This window comes from Pseudomonas sp. LS1212, assembly GCF_024741815.1.
Classification (GTDB): Bacteria; Pseudomonadota; Gammaproteobacteria; order Pseudomonadales; family Pseudomonadaceae; genus Aquipseudomonas.
This window is the reverse complement of the sequence record NZ_CP102951.1, coordinates 4737292-4755760: the sequence shown is the minus strand read 5'-3', so window position 1 is coordinate 4755760 and position 18469 is coordinate 4737292. Positions and strand designations below refer to the sequence as shown.

Below are 18469 nucleotides of genomic sequence, written 5' to 3'. Positions count from 1 at the left end.
AAGCGGCCAATGCCATGATTAAACAACGCACCCTGAAGAATATTATCCGTGCCACAGGTGTCGGCCTGCACTCGGGGGAAAAGGTTTACCTGACCCTCAAACCCGCACCTGTGGATACCGGCATCGTATTTTGTCGCGCCGACCTCGACCCCGTGGTGCAGATTCCTGCCCGTGCGGAAAACGTCGGTGAAACCACGATGTCGACCACTCTGGTCAACGGCGATACCAAGGTAGACACGGTAGAGCATTTGCTCTCGGCCATGGCCGGCCTGGGCATCGATAACGCCTACGTCGAACTCTCCGCGTCCGAAGTGCCAATCATGGATGGCAGCGCAGGTCCCTTCGTATTCCTGATTCAATCTGCCGGCCTGGAAGAACAGGACGCAGCCAAGAAGTTCATCCGGATCCTGAAAGAAGTGACAGTGGAAGATGGCGACAAGCGCGCTACTTTCGTGCCTTTCGAAGGGTTCAAGGTGAGTTTCGAGATCGATTTCGATCACCCGGTGTTCAAAGACCGCACCCAAAGTGCCAGCGTGGATTTTTCCAGCACTTCTTTCGTGAAAGAAGTCAGCCGCGCCCGTACCTTTGGCTTCATGAGTGATATCGAGTACCTGCGCACGCACAACCTCGCACTCGGCGGTAGCGTGGAGAACGCCATCGTGGTCGATACGGACGGCGTGTTGAACGAAGACGGCCTGCGGTATGAGGACGAATTCGTCAAGCACAAGATCCTCGACGCCATCGGCGACCTCTACCTGCTGGGCAATAGCCTGATTGGTGAGTTCCGTGGCTTCAAGTCCGGCCATGCATTGAACAACCAGCTCCTGCGCAAGCTCATCGAGCAGAAGGATGCCTGGGAAGTGGTGACTTTCGAAGATGCCAGTACGGCACCGATCTCTTACATGCGTCCGGTTGCGGCAGTGTAAGTACAATCTCTCTTCTCTTTAGTTTTTGAAGGCTGCCCTCGGGCAGCCTTTTTTTATGCCGAAATTTTGGCGTTAGTCGAGATACAAGCCGCTGCCGAAGGCTGCGCTGGAGTCCCGGAGGGGCTCCCCGGCGATCTCGAGATCTTGCGCCTGCTTCGCAGGCGAGCGCAGCCTGCGGCAGCGGCTACGGGGGGCAGTCAAGGGGATTATTCGCGGGCCTTGGCGTGAGCCGCCAGGCGCTCCAGGGCTGCGCGCAGCTTGGGGTCGCTGATGCCTTCGGCCGTCGCCTGGATGCTTTCTGCCGCCTGGCTGGAAAGATCCATGGAGTGCCCGGCAGCGCCGCTTTGCACCGTAGGCGGCTGGACCTTGAACAGAATGCGGGTCAGGCTGGAGAATTCTTCGAGCGCCTGGAGCTGGCGTTGCAGGCGCTTCTGCTGATAACGCAGGCGGGTGGCCCAGTGACCGTCGGTCACGATCAACAGCAGGCTGCCTTCGCGCCATGAAGCGACATGGCAATGTTCGCGGGCAGCGGGTTGCAGTTGGCTTTCGAGCAGGCACTGCAGATGCGCCAAGCGTTGAGCCTGACTGAACAGCGCTTTGAGTGGCTTGGCTTCGCGCAATAGAACGGCGGGTGCTCGAGCCGGAAGAGGGCGGAATGCCATACATAGGAAACCTGAAGATACAGAGCCTGCATGTTAACAGAATGCCTGTGCAGTGCCTGTCCGGCCTGTCGCCGGCGCTGCGAACATTGGCACCAACGTGCATTCTTGTGCGCTTGAAAGCTTGAAGTTGACGAAAAAGCCCTTACTTTAAAAAAGCCCCGTCACAACGCTGTACCAGCATCGTGGAATAACGCCACTTTCCTCACCATCGTTTCCGGGTAGAATGCTCGTTCGCATGCGGCCATAAGGGCTGCACGGGCGACTCACGGGGCCGCCCTCCATCCCTACGTGTGGAAGATCCTGCCGATATGTTTGCGCCTTTGTTAAAGAAACTTTTTGGAAGCAAGAACGAGCGTGAAGTCAAACGCATGCTCAAGACGGTACAGATCGTCAATGCCTTCGAAGAGCAGATGGTGGCCCTCTCGGACGAGCAGCTGCGCGCCAAGACCGCAGAGTTCAAGGCCTGCCTGGCAAAAGGTGAGACCCTCGACAACCTTCTGCCTGAAGCCTTCGCGGTAGCCCGCGAAGCCGGTAAGCGTGTCATGGGCATGCGCCACTTCGACGTGCAGCTGATCGGCGGCATCACCTTGCACGAAGGCATGATCGCAGAAATGCGCACCGGCGAAGGCAAGACCCTGGTCGCCACCCTGGGCGTTTACCTCAATGCGCTGTCCGGCAACGGCGTGCACGTTGTGACCGTGAACGACTACCTGGCTCGCCGGGACGCCAACTGGATGCGCCCTCTGTACGAATTCCTCGGCATGAGTGTCGGCATCGTCACGCCGTTCCAGCCGCCGGAAGAAAAGCGCGCGGCCTATGCTGCCGATATCACCTACGGTACCAACAACGAATTCGGTTTCGACTACCTGCGCGACAACATGGCGTTCAGCATGGAAGAGAAATTCCAGCGCGAGCTGAATTTCGCCGTGGTCGACGAAGTCGACTCCATCCTGATCGACGAAGCCCGTACGCCGCTGATCATCTCCGGCCAGGCCGAAGACAGCTCCAAGCTCTATACCGAGATCAACAAGCTGATCCCGCTTCTGGAGCAGCACATCGAGGAAGTGGAAGGCGAGGTCACCAAGGCCGGCCACTACACCGTCGATGAGAAGACCCGCCAGGTCGAACTCAATGAGGCCGGTCACCAGTTCATCGAAGAGATGCTGACCCAGGTCGGCCTGCTCGCAGAAGGCGAGAGCCTCTACTCGGCGCACAACCTGGCCCTGTTGACCCACGTTTACGCCGGCCTGCGTGCGCACAAGCTGTTCCATCGCAACGTCGAGTACATCGTCCAGGATGGTCAGATCCTGTTGGTCGACGAACATACCGGCCGTACCATGCCGGGCCGGCGCCTGTCCGAGGGCCTGCACCAGGCAATCGAAGCGAAGGAAGGTCTGAATATCCAGGCCGAAAGCCAGACCCTGGCATCGACCACCTTCCAGAACTACTTCCGTCTGTACAACAAGCTGTCCGGCATGACCGGTACTGCCGATACCGAAGCGTTCGAGTTCCAGCAAATCTACAACCTGCCGGTCATGGTCATCCCGCCGAACAAGCCATTGGCGCGCAAGGATTTCAACGACCTGGTCTACCTGACCGCGCAAGAGAAGTACGCCGCGATCATCGCTGACATCAAGGAAAGCATGACCCAGGGCCGTCCGGTCCTGGTCGGTACGGCGACCATCGAAACCTCCGAGCACATGTCCAGCCTGCTCCAGGGCGAAGGCATCGATCACAAGGTGCTCAACGCCAAGTACCACGAGAAGGAAGCCGAGATCATTGCCCAGGCCGGTCGTCCGGGTGCGCTGACCATCGCCACCAACATGGCCGGTCGCGGTACCGACATTCTGCTGGGCGGCAACTGGGAAGTCGAAGTCGCCTCCATGGAGAATTCGACGCCAGAGCAGGTCGCCCAGATCAAGGCCGACTGGCAGAAGCGTCACCAGCAGGTGATCGAATCCGGTGGCCTGCACGTGATCGCCTCCGAGCGTCACGAGTCGCGCCGTATCGACAACCAGCTGCGCGGTCGTTCCGGTCGTCAGGGTGACCCGGGTTCCAGCCGTTTCTACCTGTCGCTCGAAGACAGCCTGATGCGCATTTTCGCCTCCGACCGGGTGAAAAACTTCATGAAGGCGCTGGGCATGCAGTCCGGCGAGGCCATCGAGCATCGCATGGTGACCAATGCGATCGAGAAAGCCCAGCGCAAGGTAGAAGGCCGCAACTTCGATATTCGCAAGCAACTGCTCGAGTTCGACGACGTCGCCAACGAACAGCGTAAAGTGATCTACCACATGCGCAACAGCCTGCTGGCGGCGGACAACATCGGCGATACCATTGCCGATTTCCGCCAGGAAGTGCTCGATGTCACCATCAGCCAGCACATTCCTCCGCAATCGTTGCCCGAGCAATGGGATGTGGCAGGCCTGGAAGCGGCGCTGGCCAGCGACTTCGGCGTGAAGCTGCCGATCCAGCAATGGCTCGACGAAGACGATCACCTGTACGAAGAAACCCTGCGCGAGAAGCTGCTGGCCGAACTGCTGGCTGCCTACAACGAGAAGGAAGAGCAGGCCAGCGCCGATGCCCTGCGCACCTTCGAGAAGCAGATCCTGCTGCGCGTGCTCGACGACCTGTGGAAAGACCACCTGTCGACCATGGATCACCTGCGTCACGGTATCCACCTGCGCGGCTACGCCCAGAAGAACCCGAAACAGGAATACAAGCGCGAGTCCTTCACCCTGTTCCAGGAGCTGCTGGATTCGATCAAGCGCGACACCATTCGCGTCCTGTCCCACATTCAGGTTCGCCGCGAAGACCCGATCGAAGAAGAAGCCCGTCTGCGCCGCGAGGCCGAGGAGCTGGCCCAGCGCATGCAGTTCCAGCATGCCGCAGCCCCAGGTCTGGAGCAGCAAGTGGAGCTGCAGGAAGAGGGCGCTGATGTCGCCGTCGCTGCCGCGGCAACACCGGTACGCAACGATCTGAAACTGGGTCGCAATGAACTGTGCTGGTGCGGTTCGGGCAAGAAGTTCAAGCATTGCCATGGTCAGATCAACTGACGAACTGCGCAGGCGCTAATACTGCTGTATGAACACTTCGCCGCGACCGGCCCCGAGCCGTCGCGGCGTTTTTCCATCTCAAGCGCCGTATGTTTGAATACGGCGAAGATCCCTCTCTAGGAGCGCTTTCATGGCTGTTGGTCTTGGTCCTTTGCCAACGTTGCACCCGGTACCTGGTTTTGAACTCGGCATCGCCTCGGCGGGCATCAAGCGCCCAGGGCGCAAGGATGTCGTGGTCATGCGCTGTGCCGAGGGTTCCAGCGTGGCGGGTGTGTTCACCTTGAACGCCTTTTGCGCCGCTCCCGTGATCCTTTCCAGGCAGCGCGTGAAAGGCAACGTGCGTTACCTGCTGACCAACACTGGCAACGCCAACGCCGGTACCGGTGAACCAGGCCTGAAGGATGCCGCGCGGACCTGCGCCGCATTGGCCAAGCTGGCCGCTGTCGATGAGAGCGAGGTACTGCCGTTCTCTACCGGCGTCATCGGCGAGCCGCTGCCCGTGGAAAAAATCGAAGGTGCCTTGCAGGCTGCCCTCGACGACCTGTCTGTGGATAACTGGGCGGCTGCGGCTACCGGCATCATGACCACCGACACCCTGCCCAAGGGCGCCAGCCGCCAGTTCCAGCATGAAGGCGTGACTATCACCGTCACCGGTATCAGCAAGGGCGCGGGGATGATCCGTCCGAACATGGCAACCATGCTCGGTTACATCGCTACCGATGCCAAGGTGGCGCCGGGCATCTTGCAGAACCTGCTGCTCGATGGTGCGAACAAGTCCTTCAACCGCATCACCATCGATGGCGATACCTCGACCAACGACTGCTGCATGCTGATTGCCACCGGCAAGGCCGACGTTGCAGAAATCACCGAAGCCAGCGGTCCGTTGTACGCCGCGCTGAAGCAGGCGGTGTTCGACGTCTGCATGGAAGTGGCCCAGGCCATCGTGCGCGACGGCGAAGGCGCCACCAAGTTTGTGACTGTTGAAGTCAATGGCGGCGGCAATCACCAGGAGTGCCTGGACGTCGGTTATGCCGTTGCCCATTCGCCACTGATCAAGACCGCGCTGTTTGCCTCCGACCCGAACTGGGGTCGTATCCTGGCAGCGGTCGGCCGTGCCGGCGTGCCGGATCTGGACGTGAGCCTGATCGACGTGTATCTGGGCGATGTCTGCATCGCCAGCCGTGGCGGGCGCAGCGCGAGCTATACCGAAGAGCAGGGTGCTGCGGTGATGGCCAAAGAGGAAATCACGATTCGCATCAACCTGGGCCGTGGTGATTGCAGCGAGACGATCTGGACGACCGACCTGTCTCACGAATATGTGAAGATCAACGCCGAATACCGTTCCTGAAAGCACGGCCGCCATGCGGCCGATCGCTGGCCGGGCGGCGTTCCGCTTGCCAGCGATAAGGTCCAAAGGACCTTCAATTCTTAATCCCTGAGGGAGCCGAACCATGAGCTTTCACCTGATCATCGGCGACAAGTTGTACTCCTCCTGGTCCCTGCGCGCCGCCCTGGGGCTGGAGCTGACCGGAGCCCCTTACACCGAGCAAATAATCAAGCTCAACCAGCCCGATACCCATGCGCGGCTGCTCGAGCATGCGCCCACCGGTAAAGTACCGTTGCTCAAGTGCGAACACGGCACCATCGCCGACTCCATGGCGATCAGCGAATACCTGGCCGAGCGTTTTCCAGAGGCGCAACTGTGGCCGCAGGACGTTGCTGCGCGTGCCCAGGCCCGTTCGGCCTGCGCGCAGATGCACAGCGGTTTCTTCGCCCTGCGCGGCAACATGCCGTTCGATCTCAGCCGTGACGAAGCGCTGACGCCGATGCCTGCCGAGGTGCAGGCCGATATCGACCGCATCGTCGCGCTCTGGGCCGAGTGCTGCGCGGCAGCCAAAGAGAGCGGGCCGTTTCTGTTCGGCAAAGCGAGCCTGGCCGACGCTTTCTTCGCGCCTGTAGCGGTCCGCCTGCGCACCTACCGCGTGGCCTTGCCGGCAGAGGCCCAGGCCTATATCGAAACCATCTACCAGTGGCCGGCCTTCAAGGCCTGGCAACGGGAAGGTCTGCAGGAGCTTGTAGAGTGAAACGCGTTCATGTGGCCGCCGCGGTGATCCGCGGCGTTGACGGTCGGATCCTGATTGCCCGGCGTGCCGATACCCAGCACCAGGGTGGCCTGTGGGAATTCCCGGGCGGCAAGGTCGAAGACGGTGAAGCGGTCGAGGTGGCCCTGGCCCGCGAGTTGAAAGAGGAGTTGGGGATTGTCGTGACGGCAGCCCGGCCCCTGATCAAGGTCAAGCATGACTATCCGGACAAGCAAGTGCTGCTGGATGTCTGGGAAGTCTCGAGCTTCAACGGCGAGCCCCACGGCGCCGAAGGCCAGCCACTGGCCTGGGTCTCGCCCCGGGAATTGCCGAACTATGACTTTCCCGAAGCCAACCAGCCGATCGTTGCTGCGGCGAGCTTGCCGTACGAGTACCTGATCACGCCTGACGGCCTGGAAACCCCGGCGTTGTTGCGCGGCATGCAGAAGGCCATTGCCAGCGGTATCAAGCTGGTGCAGCTGCGGGCACCGAACATGTACGACCCACAGTATCGCGACGTGGCAGTTGATGCCGTGGGCCTGTGTGCCGGCAAGGCACAGTTGATGCTCAAAGGCCCTCTGGAGTGGCTGGGAGACTTTCCAGCGGCCGGTTGGCACCTTACCTCGGCTCAACTACGTAAATACGCCAGCAAGGGCCGTCCGTTCCCCAGGGAGCGTTGGCTGGCGGCGTCCTGCCATAACGCTGAAGAGCTGGCGCTCGCCGAACAGATGGGGGTCGATTTCGTCACCCTGTCGCCGGTGCAGGCCACCCGGACGCATCCGGAGGCTCGGCCGCTGGGCTGGGAACAGGCAAGTCAGTTGGTTGACGGGTTTAACAAGCCGGTGTTCCTGCTTGGGGGTGTTTCGGCCAATGATCGTCAGCGGGCATGGTCGATTGGCGCGCAGGGTGTGGCGGGGATTCGGGCGTTCTGGCCTGAGCATTGAGTTGTTGTTGGGAGCGCTTTGCGCTCCATCGCTGGCAAGCCAGCTCCCACAAAGGCTTTATGTGCATCGTATCACCCTGTGGGAGCTGGCTTGCCAGCGATGAGGCCCTCAAGGTTTCACGGCCGCTTGCCAGAGTATCTCGGCAACCCCCTGCCGCCGCGCAATCAACCGTGCAGCAACAAACAACAAATCCGACAGCCGATTGATGTAAGCCAACCCCACACCCGCCAAAGGCTCCTCGGCATTCAACTGCTGGCAACGCCTCTCGGCGCTGCGGGCCAGGCTGCGGCAGACATGCGCCTGGGCAATCAGGGTCGAACCGCCCGGCAGGATAAAATTTTCCAGCGGCCCCAATTCCTCGTTCCAGCGGTCGATGGCCGCTTCGAGCCGTTGCACTTCAGCTTCGTTCAAGGCCTGGTAAGCCGGCATCGCCAACTCGCCACCGAGGTCGAACAAGCGATGCTGGCAGGGCGACAATACTTCGAGCAGTTCGCCCAAGGCGGGGCGTTCGGCACTTTGCTCTTTGATCCCGGCGAGCAACAACCCCAATTGGCTGTTGAGCGCATCGACTTCGCCGATCGCTTCGACCCGAGGGTGATTCTTGGGGACTCGACGACCGTCGCCCAGGCCGGTTTCACCTTTGTCGCCGGTACGTGTGTAAATCTTCGACAGGCGAAAACCCATGCCTATATCTCCGCGTTGGTAGAGAGTTGAGGTGACACCGGGGTGCCGGCCAGCGGTAGACGCAAGGTAAAGCATGTGCCTTGGCCCGGCGTGGATTGCACTTCCATCTGACCCTTGTGATTGTTGGTAATGATGAAATACGAAACGGACAGGCCCAGGCCCGTGCCCTGGCCGATCTCCTTGGTCGTGAAGAACGGCTCGAAGGTGCGTTTGCGGACACTTTCCGACATGCCGATGCCGTTGTCTTCGACCTGGATCTCGGCCCACGGCGGGTTCAGTCGGGTGCGCAGGGTGATGCGCCCGGGTTCGCTGCCTTCGGGGCGCAGATGGATGGCTTGCGCGGCATTTTTCAGCAGGTTGAGCAGAACCTGCTCCAGTTCGTTGGCGGTGCCCGGCACCGGTCCCAGTTCAGGATCGAATTGCCGGGTAATGGCCTGGCCCTTGAAATCGAAGCCGATGGCCAGGTCGAAGTCATTGCCGGCGATTTCGACGGCCTGGTCGATCAGTGCCGGCAAGTCGCAGGGCGCCATCTGGCGGGTGCTGCGGCGGCTGAAACTGAGCATGTGAGTAACGATTTTCGCGGCGCGTGCGCCAGCCTGCTGGATACCGTCGAGCAACTGCGGTACCCCGCGACTTTGCAGGTAGCCATTGACGGTCGTCAAATCGATGCCGGCTTCACTGGCCTGCTCCAGGTTCTTCGGCAATTCCGGCGACAGCCGCCGGCGGATGTTCTGGACGTTATGCAGGATGGCGCCCAGCGGGTTGTTGATTTCATGGGCCATGCCGGCTGCCAGGCCGCCCACCGAGAGCATTTTTTCCGACTGCACCATCATTTCTTCGAGCGACAGGCGCTGGGTGATGTCATCGATCCGGATGACCACGCCCCGGCCTGCACCGCCCATCAGCGGGTAGAAGGTCAGTGCGTAGTAGCGAGGTATATCGTCCTTGGTCCAGGTCACCCGTTCGATCTTCGCCACGCTATGGCGTTCGACGGTGTTCTTCAATTGCGGCAGGAAGGGCTTGAGCGGCTCGAAGGCAAGGAAGATCGGCTGATTCAAGGCTTCGTCCAGGGGGGTGCCGGAAAGGGCGCTGGCTTCCTGGTTCCATTGGGTGACGTACAGCTGTTCATCCAGTGCGATCAGCGCCGAAGGCATGGAGTCGATGATGCTGTTGAGGTAATTCTGAAAGCCGGTGAGCTTCTTTTCGATCTTGCTGCGGACCTGGACTTCGAGCTCCAGCTTGCGGTTGGTATGCCGGGTTTCCTCGGCCAGGCCTTGCGCCTGATCGAAGGCCGCCTGGGATTCGTCGCGGGCACGCTTGAGCTGCTGTTCGCGCGCCTCGATGCGCGAGAGCATGGTGTTGAAGGCCTCGGCCAGGCTGCCGATTTCGTCGTGGTTGCCGGGTTTGGCGCGCAAGGCGTAGTTTTCTTCGCGGGTCACCTGGCGCGACAACTCTTCGAGTTGATGGATCGGCTGGGTGATCAGGCGCTTGATCTGTTGGGCGATGACCATCCACAGCAACACGCTGAACACCAGGATCCCCAGGCTGGCTGTCAGGGTCCCGGTATAGAAGGCCATCGGCAGTTCGCTGCTGGCCACCAGCAACAGGTGCCCGGGAGCCTTGCCAGGGCGTGGCAGGGTGATCACTTGGGTATTGCGGAACTCCGTGATGCGCCAGTTCTCGATGTTGCGATAATGTTTCGGCAGGCTCAGCAGGTCGCCTTGCTGCAGCTGTGCGAGCAGTTTGCCTTCGCCGCCGTAGAGGGCCGCTGCACGCAATGGCGAGTAACTGTTGAGTTCCTTGAGCAATGCCTTGGCCGATGCCTCGGAATCCAGTGCCTGTTGGGCGATCCCGGGGTTGGAGATCAGTCGGCCGATGGTTTGCAGGGCTTGCGGTGCCATGTTTTCCTGGGAAATCCAGTAAGCGGCACTGATGAACGTCAGGTTGGCGACCAGCAATACGGTGGTCAAAAGCACCAGCAGGGCGGCCAGCAGCTTCTGGCCGACTGGCAGGTTATCCAGGCGTTCGCGCAAATGCATGGTCAAGGTCTGGTCATTTTCGATGAATGAAAGGGCAGGGTAACGCCGCCTTCAGTCGCTGGGCAATCCATGGGCGTTCAAGTGCTCGACCAACCGCCGGTAGAGTCGTTGCAGATGAGGCAGGTTGCAGCGGTGGCGAGCCGCGACGCGGCAGGCATGGCCCAGTAAATAGCCGATTTCGGTGCGCCGGCCCTGACGCACGTCCTGATACATGGAAGAGTAGTTGGCGGCCGTCGCCTGGATGACCCGTTCGACTTCAAACTGCAGTTCCACGGCGGCCTGGGGTTGCCCGCACTTCTGGAGCAGCTCGCTCAACTCGGCACAGAGGGTGGCAACTTCACAGTGGTGATCCAGCAGGCCGCCATTGCGGCAATCGTGCAGCACCGTCAGGGGGTTGATCGCACAGTTCAGCGCCAGCTTGCGCCAGAGCCGGGTGAGGATGTCGGGTGTCCATTGATGGGGAATGGCACTGTCCTGCAAATCGCCCAGCCAGGTGGGAGGTGCTGGATTGCCCGGATCGCCCAGCCAGTTGAAACCGTGCCCGGCGAACACCACCTTCCAATCCGATTCGCGAAACGCCCCTTCGGTGCTTGACGCAACGATACAGCGCGCCTGAGGCACCAATGCTGCGACCGCGTCCTGGCTGCCCAGGCCGTTTTGCAGCAGGATGAGTTCGGCGTCGCGGGCGAGCCGTGGCGCCAGTCGGGCCACCGCTTGTTCGGCGTCATAGGCCTTGCAGGCGACCAGCAGGCGATGAATGGGGGTGGGCGCGTCTGGCGTTTCGGCGGGAATGGCAAGGGTCTGGCTGTGGCCGTGTTCCACCAGTGTCAGCCCGCCTGCGGCCTCGTAGGACTTCAGTCGTGCTGCATCGCGCAGGATCAGGTGAACCGGCAGGCCACCGCGCGCCAGGCGACAGGCCCACAGGCTGCCGAGGCTGCCGGCGCCGAGGATATGCCAGGTACGGCTCATCGGGCTTGTTTCGGAGTTGGCATGGCAGTCTCGCAATGTCGGGTGGAAAAAGCCCATCAAGGGCCATTTGCAATGCTGGCAACCGTTATAATGGCTCTGCATTTTAACCGTCAAACCAGGCGTGCTCCATCTGTATGCTGAGCTGCGCCGTTTATTATGGAGAAATTACATGCCGTCGTTCGACGTGGTATCCGAACTGGACAAGCACGAAGTCACCAATGCTGTCGAGAACGCCGTCAAGGAGCTGGATCGCCGTTATGACCTCAAGGGCAAGGGCAGCTTCGAGTTCAAGGAAAAAGAGCTCACCGTGAACTTGACCGCTGAAGCCGACTTCCAGCTCGAGGCGATGATCGAGATCCTCAAGCTGGCACTGGTCAAGCGCAAGATCGACGTTCAATGCCTGGAAATCAAGGACGCTTATGCGTCGGGCAAGGTGGTGAAGCAGGAAGCCGTTCTCAAGGAAGGCATCGATAAAGAGCTGGCCAAGAAAATCGTTGCTCATATCAAAGACGCCAAATTGAAAGTTCAAGCCGCCATCCAGGGTGAGCAGGTACGCGTTACCGGCAAAAAACGCGATGACCTGCAGGAAGCCATCGCAGCCCTGCGTGCCAAGGAATTCGGCATGCCGCTGCAGTTCAACAACTTCCGCGACTGATTGCCGTTGGCGAACCCGGGGAACCTTTGGGCTTTTTGGGCGTCCCAACCCATGGCCAAAAGAAACGCTCGACTGATGAACATTCGAGCGTACCGGCCAACCGTCAACCGTTGCCGCCCGGCATAGGAGAGAAATATGGATTTGAATGCTGAAGTAGATCAGCTGGTCAAGGCCTCGCAAACCTGGATCCCGATGATCATGGAATACGGCAGTCGGGTACTGTTGGCTCTGGTGACCCTGGCCATCGGCTGGTGGTTGATCAACAAGCTGACCGAGAAGGTCGGCGCGTTGCTGGCTACCCGTCACGCCGATCAGGCCCTGCAGGGTTTCATCAGCAGCCTGGCCAATGTCATTTTGAAGGTGCTGCTGATTGTCAGCGTCGCCTCGATGATCGGTGTCGAGACCACCTCGTTCGTTGCGGCGATCGGTGCGGCAGGCCTGGCCATCGGCCTGGCCTTGCAAGGTAGCCTGGCCAACTTCGCCGGCGGTGTGTTGATTTTGTTGTTTCGTCCTTTCCGCCTCGGTGACTGGATCGAAGCGCAAGGTGTGAGCGGTACGGTCGATAGCATTCAGATCTTCCACACCGTATTGCGCACCGCCGACAACAAGACCGTCATCGTGCCCAACGGCAACCTGTCCAACGGCATCATCACCAACTACAACCGTCAGCCGACCCGCAAGGTCGTGTTCGACGTCGGTGTCGATTACGAGGCCGACCTGCAGACGGCCCGCCAGGTGCTGCTGGAGTTGGCCAAGGATCCTCGAGTGTTGTCCGATCCCGAGCCGCAAGCGGTTGTGTCGACCCTCGGCGATAGCGCGATCACCATTTCCCTGCGGATTTGGGTCAATACAGCCGATTACTGGGACGTGATGTTCATGCTCAACGAGCAGGCGCGCGATCGTCTCAAGGCAGAGGGGATCAACATTCCTTTCCCACAACGGGTAATTCGCGTGGTTCAGGAAGCGGCTGTGTAGTAACGCAAAGCCCAATGAAAAAGCCCCGGCTCCATGAGCCGGGGCTTTTTTATTTCAGTGGTTGCTCGCCGACCGGGTTGTCGGCATCGACGTCGGCATCTCGATTTCGGCGGTTTTCCTGGTGCCAGTGCAAGAGAATCAGAATCAGCGTCGGCACCCCAAGCAGCGCGGTGATCAGGAAGAAGTCGTGGTAGCCGAACTTCTCCACCATGACCCCGGAGTAACCGCCGATCAGTCGCGGCAGCAGCAGCATGATCGAGCTGAGCAGGGCATATTGGGTGGCGGAGAACTTCAGGTTGGTCAGGCTCGACAGGTAGGCGACGAACGCGGAGGTCGCCAGGCCCGAACTGAAGTTGTCGAGGGAAATGGTCACCACCAGCATCTGCAGGTTCGCGCCCATGCCGGCCAGCATCAGGAACAGGATGTTGGTCCCTGCCGAAGCGACGCCGCCGATGAACAGAATCGGCAGAATCCCGAAGCGTACGATCGCCAGGCCACCGAAGCCGGCGCCAAGCAGGGTCATGATCAGGCCGAAGATCTTGCTGACGCTGGCGATCTGATCCTTGGTGAAGCCCTGGTCGATGTAGAACACATTGGCCATGACGCCCATGACCGTATCGGACATCCGGTAGGTAGCGATCAGGCCAAGCAACAGCAGGGCCTGCCAGCGGTAGCGCAGGATGAAGTCGTTGACCGGGGTCAGTACCGGTGCCAGGCCACGACGCCCCATGGAGGACAGGCACAGGGCTGTCAGGACGGTGTAGAGGATCGCCCGCAGGAATGCCCGGTCTTCGAACAACAGGTCGAGCGGGCTGGCGCCCTCGAACAGCACGCTGGCAAAGTCGGTGTTGTACAGCTGGGTGAACATCGCCGGTACCGAGACCAGCAGGATAATCAACACGAACACCGACACCAGCTGATGACTGAAACCGTAGCGCGCGGCCGACAGCTGGGTGCGCAGCGGCACTGGCGGTTCACGCATCACCAGGCTGGTGATCAGCGCGGGTACCATCAGCATGCCGAACAGCACGTAGGTGCCGGTCCAGGCCTTGTGCAGGTAATTGAAACCCGTCGAGCCGAAGCCTTCGGCAATGAACAGCGCACCGGCGGTGGCCAGCAGCGCAGCCACCCGATAGCCAGCCATGTAGCTGGCGGCCAGGGCGGCCTGACGGCTGTCCTCGGCGATTTCCAGGCGATAGGCGTCAATGGCGATGTCCTGGGTTGCCGACGAGAAGGCGACAAGTACGGCCAGGGCAATAAGCCAGGACAGATGTGTTTGCGGGTCGCAAAAACCCATGCCGATCAGGCCCACGACCACCAGCGCCTGGGACAACACCAGCCAGGAGCGGCGCCGGCCGAATTTGCCCAACATGGGCAGCCGCCACTGGTCGAGCAGCGGTGACCAGACCCATTTGAAGGCATACGCCAGTCCGATCAGGCTGGCATAGCCAATGGTCTCGCGGGCGACGCCCGCCTCGCGTAACCATACCGAAAGGGTGGAAAAAACCAGCATGTACGGTAAGCCAGCGGCAAATCCGAGCAGCAGGAGCACGAGTGTCGAAGGGCTGGCATAGGCAGCGAGCGCGGCGCGCCAGGTTTTACGGGGCATGGGCTGGAATCTGCCTCAGTTTACGAAAACAAAGCGCGCACTCTAACCGCATGGCGACATCGGGCGCCAGCCATGGCACTTCATATCTATACGATTGTTCGAGATAGTGATGCCTTCTGCGCGTAAACGTGCACGTTGTTCGTCGCCGGAAATCGTGCCCAGCGGCAGGCTGATGCGCCCTCCGGCGGCGACCACCCGGTGCCAGGGCAATCGTGTACCGTCCGGCAGTTGGCTCAGCATTCGCCCGACCCAGCGGGCGGCCCGACCCAGGCCGGCCAATTCGGCCAGCTGGCCATAACTGACGACCTTGCCCTCGGGCACCTGCCCAAGCACTACGTACAATGCCGTCCGTCGGGCCTGATTGTCGGTGAGGTCGATGGGCTCGGTCATTCACAATTCCCGCGCTTGAGCGGTTTTGCATCGGCGTATCAGGTGCAAATACATATTGAACTCAATGCCATTCGGTCGGCCAGTCCTTGCTCAAGGCTGTTCTACCCGGATAATGCCCGATTTTTTCAAAGACCGAGCCCAGCGTTTGCTTATGTTGCTTAGAATCCTGTTTTGCCTTGCCGTCATCGGCGCCTCCTCATCCGCTGTTGCCGATACCGTATGGCTGAAGAACGGAGATCGTGTGAGCGGCAAGATCAAAGTCTTCGACGGCGGCAAATTGCTGATCCAGACCGAATACGGTGGTGCCATCCCGATCGACTGGAAACAGGTCAAGACGCTGGAAAGCGATCAGGAATTGCTGGTCAAGCAAGATGAATATAGCGGTGAAAAAGCCAAGTCGCTGCACGCTGCAGAACCGGGCAAGGTAACCCTGGCCAACGACGAGGCGCCCAAGACCGTTGACCTTGCGAGTATTCAGCAGATCATGAAGCCAAAGCCCGTCGTCGAAGACCTGATGTTCAAGGGCAACGTGGACGTGGCGCTGGATTACAAGCGTGCCGAATCCGATACCGATGACTATGACGTCGACTTCAAGACCACAGCCCGCCACGGCCGCTGGCGGCACAACGCCGAAGGCGAGTACAACCGCGAGAGCCAGGACGGCACTACCAGCGCGAACAACTGGTCGACCGAATATGCCCTGGACCGCTTCATTACTGACAAGTGGTTCTGGCAGGGGCGCCTGAAGTACCAGCGCGACCACATCGAAGACCTGGCCCGTCAACGCACCATCGGTACAGGTCCGGGTTATCAGTTCTGGGACAACGAACTGGGCGCATTCTCCCTGGGCTCGCTGCTCAACCGAACCGACTATGAATATGCCGATGGTACCAAGGACAATTTCTACTCGTTGGCCATGAAGTGGGATTACAACCGTTACCTGGTCGGCAAGACAGTCGAGTTCTTCACCAACGGCGAGGTGGGCAAACCCTTGGGCAATGTGGCCGATTACGCCCTCGATGCGGAAATGGGCTTTCGCTACAAGGTCACCGAGTGGGCCTCGCTCAACCTCAAGGCGGAAAAGGACATCATCAGCGGGACCGACGACAACGATCTGGACAAGACCCGCTATACCGCGGGCTTTGGCGTGACCTGGTAAGCCGTTGCGACCGCTGCGCGCTCGATCGCTGGCAAGCCAGCTCCTACAAATTATCGCGGCCCTTGTAGGAGCTGGCTTGCCAGCGATGAGGCCCTGGAAGGCTTGCGCCTTAGATTCTCAACCCCCCATCAAGCTCCAGAACCCGCCCGCTGTAGTAATCATTCTCGAAGATATAGGCCGCCGAGTGAGCAATTTCCTCGGGCTTGCCCATGCGCTTGAGCGCAATACCGGAAGTCATTTTCTCCAGAGCCTCAGGCTTCATGCTGGCGGTCATCTCGGTCTCGATGAAACCGGGGGCGATGCCTGCCACGCGAATGCCGTAGCGCGCCAGTTCCTTGGCCCAGGTCACGGTCGCGGCCGCAACGCCGGCCTTGGCTGCCGAGTAGTTGGTCTGGCCAACGTTGCCGGCGCGCGAGATCGAGGAAATATTGATGATCGCGCCCTGGTTCTTCAGCTCGACCATCTTCGCCGCGACCTCACGGGTGCAGAGGAACACGCCTGTCAGGTTCACGTCGATCACCGCCTGCCACTGGGCCAGGCTCATCTTGCTCATCTCGCCGTCCTTGACCTTCAGCAGCAAGCCGTCGCGCAGGATGCCGGCGTTGTTGATCAGGCCATGAATGGCGCCGAAGTCATCGGCTACCTGGGCAACCATGTGCGTCACCTGGTCTTCGTCGGCAACGTTGCACAGGTAAGCGCGCGCCTCGACGCCCAACGCCTCGCAGGCGGCCACGGCCTGATCGAGTTTCTCGGGGTTGAGGTCCACCAGCGCAAGCCTGGCGCCCTTGGCCGCGAGATATTCGGCCATCGAGCGACCCAAACCCTGGCATCCGCCAGTGATAATGATTACTTTGTCGTTTAATTGCATTTGCGTGCCCCACAAGCAGGTCTGAGAGTGGTCCTTACCGAGGCACTCGGACAGCAAGTCGAGGTATCCCCGCGTGGCGCTGCCAGAACATTGACCAGGGCGCCTGTCCGTTTTATGACGGATTCTAAATAAGGAGTCATAAGGTGAGCGTGAAAGCCATTAAGCATGCACGAGAATTGCTGCTCAAGGAATACCGTGGAGTGCTCTCCACCCACTCCAAATCCATGCCTGGGTTCCCATTCGGATCAGTGGTGCCTTATTGCCTGGATGCACAGGGCAACCCGTTGATCCTGATCAGTCGCATCGCGCAACACACACATAACTTGCAACGCGATCCAAAGTGTTCGTTGCTGGTCGGCGAGCGCGAGGCCAAAGACGTGCAGGCTGTCGGCCGCCTGACCGTGCTGGCCGAGGCGCAGAAAATCACCGACCCGATGGCGGTCGAGGCTGCTGCCGAGCGTTACTACCGCTATTTCCCCGAGTCGAGCAGCTATCACAGCGCCCACGACTTCGACTTCTGGGTGCTCACACCTGTGCGCCACCGCTACATCGGCGGCTTCGGCGCCATTCACTGGCTCGATGACGTGACCTTGGCCAATCCCTTTGCCGGCAAGGCCGAAGCGAGCATGATCGAGCACATGAACAGCGACCACGCCAAGGCCATTGCTCATTACGTGGAACTGGCCGGCCTGCCGCAGACGGCACCGGCGCAAATGGTCGGTATCGACGGCGAAGGCATGCACTTGCGCATAGGCCAGGGGGTGTACTGGCTGCCGTTCGCAGCGTCTTGCAACACCCCGACACAAGTGCGCGAAGCCTTGGTTTTCCTGGCTCACGCTGACCGGTGGCCGACAAATACTGCGGCCGAGGCTTGAAATAGCGGAGTAATGCCGTCATCTAAGGTCTACAGGAAGGGAGACTTCCGCTGAGGAAACCTTGATGCGTGCTTTTCTATTGCTGTTTTTGTTGTTCCCGGTGCTGGAGCTGTATGTGTTTTTCAAGGTCAGCACAGCCATCGGGTTCTTTCCCGCGCTGCTGCTGATCATCGCGGGTTCGGCCTTTGGTGTGCTGGTCATGCGCGTGGCCGGCCTGGCCACGGCGCTGCGTGCGCGGGAAAGCCTGCAGCGCGGTGAATTGCCGGCCGAGCAGATGTTCCAGGGGCTGATGCTTGCCGTAGGTGGTGGCCTGCTGATCCTGCCGGGCTTCATCAGTGATGTACTGGGCTTGATCTGCCTGCTGCCGTTTACCCGCCGCCTGGCCAGTCGCAAGATGCACGCGCGTGCCGAGGAACAGGCCATGCGTCAGCGTGCCTTTGCCGATGACTTGCAGGCACGTCGCCCGCAAGGTCCGGACGGCAGCCCACGGCAGCCGAACGTGATCGAAGGCGAATACGAGCATCGCGACTCCTGAGGCAAGCACTGCCTACCGACACGGCCCCTTCTGGGGCCGTGTCTC

The 18469-nt window shown here is 60.4% G+C and carries 17 protein-coding genes; 10 read left to right on the top strand and 7 right to left on the bottom strand.

Annotation, left to right across the window (positions count from 1 at the left end; translation table 11 throughout):
* Positions 1–14 precede the first annotated feature (14 nt).
* Positions 15–926: a UDP-3-O-acyl-N-acetylglucosamine deacetylase gene (lpxC, locus tag NVV94_RS22115; protein ID WP_258444477.1), complete on the top strand. Its 912-nt coding sequence runs from the start codon at positions 15–17 to the stop codon at positions 924–926.
* A gap of 206 nt (positions 927–1132) precedes the next feature.
* On the opposite strand, the gene NVV94_RS22110 is transcribed toward lpxC, so the two are convergent.
* Positions 1133–1588 carry a DUF721 domain-containing protein gene (locus tag NVV94_RS22110; protein ID WP_258444476.1) on the bottom strand — a complete coding sequence of 152 codons (456 nt, stop codon included), beginning with the start codon at positions 1586–1588 and terminating at the stop codon, positions 1133–1135.
* Positions 1589–1896: 308 nt separating this feature from the next.
* Between NVV94_RS22110 and secA the strand changes: the two genes are divergently transcribed.
* The 4 genes from secA (at position 1897) to NVV94_RS22090 (ending at position 7666) form a co-directional block, all read left to right on the top strand.
* The gene (gene secA, locus NVV94_RS22105) at positions 1897–4641 is read left to right on the top strand and encodes a preprotein translocase subunit SecA (RefSeq protein WP_258444475.1); all 2745 of its coding nucleotides are present in this window, start codon (positions 1897–1899) and stop codon (positions 4639–4641) included.
* A gap of 130 nt (positions 4642–4771) precedes the next feature.
* Positions 4772–5989, top strand: a complete 1218-nt coding sequence (gene argJ, locus NVV94_RS22100) for a bifunctional glutamate N-acetyltransferase/amino-acid acetyltransferase ArgJ (protein WP_258444474.1) — start codon at positions 4772–4774, stop codon at positions 5987–5989.
* A gap of 103 nt (positions 5990–6092) precedes the next feature.
* Positions 6093–6725, top strand: coding sequence for a glutathione S-transferase family protein (locus NVV94_RS22095; protein WP_258444473.1), 633 nt, complete (start codon positions 6093–6095; stop codon positions 6723–6725).
* Complete coding sequence (locus NVV94_RS22090) at positions 6722–7666, top strand: Nudix family hydrolase (RefSeq protein ID WP_258444472.1); 945 nt, start codon at positions 6722–6724, stop codon at positions 7664–7666. The genes NVV94_RS22095 and NVV94_RS22090 overlap by 4 nt, the downstream gene beginning before the upstream one ends.
* A 108-nt stretch (positions 7667–7774) precedes the next feature.
* Here NVV94_RS22090 and NVV94_RS22085 read toward each other — a convergent pair whose 3' ends face one another.
* The 3 genes from NVV94_RS22085 to NVV94_RS22075 are packed head-to-tail and all read right to left on the bottom strand — an operon-like array spanning position 7775 to position 11358.
* Positions 7775–8350 (bottom strand): cob(I)yrinic acid a,c-diamide adenosyltransferase, encoded by a 576-nt coding sequence (locus tag NVV94_RS22085; protein ID WP_258444471.1) that lies wholly within the window; start codon positions 8348–8350, stop codon positions 7775–7777.
* A gap of 2 nt (positions 8351–8352) precedes the next feature.
* A complete protein-coding gene (locus NVV94_RS22080; RefSeq protein WP_258447781.1) occupies positions 8353–10389 on the bottom strand; it encodes an ATP-binding protein in 2037 nt (678 codons plus the stop codon).
* 51 nt (positions 10390–10440) lie between these two features.
* Positions 10441–11358: a putative 2-dehydropantoate 2-reductase gene (locus NVV94_RS22075; protein ID WP_258444470.1), complete on the bottom strand. Its 918-nt coding sequence runs from the start codon at positions 11356–11358 to the stop codon at positions 10441–10443.
* Between the two features lie 169 nt (positions 11359–11527).
* Here NVV94_RS22075 and NVV94_RS22070 point away from each other — a divergent pair, with 169 nt between their 5' ends.
* Positions 11528–12013: a YajQ family cyclic di-GMP-binding protein gene (locus tag NVV94_RS22070; RefSeq protein WP_166364381.1), complete on the top strand. Its 486-nt coding sequence runs from the start codon at positions 11528–11530 to the stop codon at positions 12011–12013.
* A 135-nt stretch (positions 12014–12148) separates the two neighbouring features.
* Positions 12149–12988, top strand: a complete 840-nt coding sequence (locus tag NVV94_RS22065; RefSeq protein WP_258444469.1) for a mechanosensitive ion channel family protein — start codon at positions 12149–12151, stop codon at positions 12986–12988.
* A 49-nt stretch (positions 12989–13037) separates the two neighbouring features.
* Here NVV94_RS22065 and NVV94_RS22060 read toward each other — a convergent pair whose 3' ends face one another.
* Positions 13038–14597, bottom strand: a complete 1560-nt coding sequence (locus NVV94_RS22060; RefSeq protein WP_258444468.1) for an AmpG family muropeptide MFS transporter — start codon at positions 14595–14597, stop codon at positions 13038–13040.
* 42 nt (positions 14598–14639) lie between these two features.
* Positions 14640–14987, bottom strand: a complete 348-nt coding sequence (locus NVV94_RS22055) for an MGMT family protein (RefSeq protein ID WP_258444467.1) — start codon at positions 14985–14987, stop codon at positions 14640–14642.
* Between the two features lie 151 nt (positions 14988–15138).
* Here NVV94_RS22055 and NVV94_RS22050 point away from each other — a divergent pair, with 151 nt between their 5' ends.
* Positions 15139–16146: a DUF481 domain-containing protein gene (locus NVV94_RS22050; protein ID WP_258444466.1), complete on the top strand. Its 1008-nt coding sequence runs from the start codon at positions 15139–15141 to the stop codon at positions 16144–16146.
* A gap of 109 nt (positions 16147–16255) precedes the next feature.
* Here the strand turns inward: NVV94_RS22050 and NVV94_RS22045 are convergent, their stop codons facing one another.
* Positions 16256–17014 carry an SDR family oxidoreductase gene (locus NVV94_RS22045; RefSeq protein ID WP_258444465.1) on the bottom strand — a complete coding sequence of 253 codons (759 nt, stop codon included), beginning with the start codon at positions 17012–17014 and terminating at the stop codon, positions 16256–16258.
* Positions 17015–17157: 143 nt separating this feature from the next.
* Here NVV94_RS22045 and NVV94_RS22040 point away from each other — a divergent pair, with 143 nt between their 5' ends.
* The gene (locus NVV94_RS22040; RefSeq protein WP_258444464.1) at positions 17158–17889 is read left to right on the top strand and encodes a HugZ family protein; all 732 of its coding nucleotides are present in this window, start codon (positions 17158–17160) and stop codon (positions 17887–17889) included.
* 64 nt (positions 17890–17953) lie between these two features.
* Positions 17954–18424 (top strand): FxsA family protein, encoded by a 471-nt coding sequence (locus NVV94_RS22035; RefSeq protein ID WP_258444463.1) that lies wholly within the window; start codon positions 17954–17956, stop codon positions 18422–18424.
* The last annotated feature ends 45 nt before the right edge of the window (positions 18425–18469 follow it).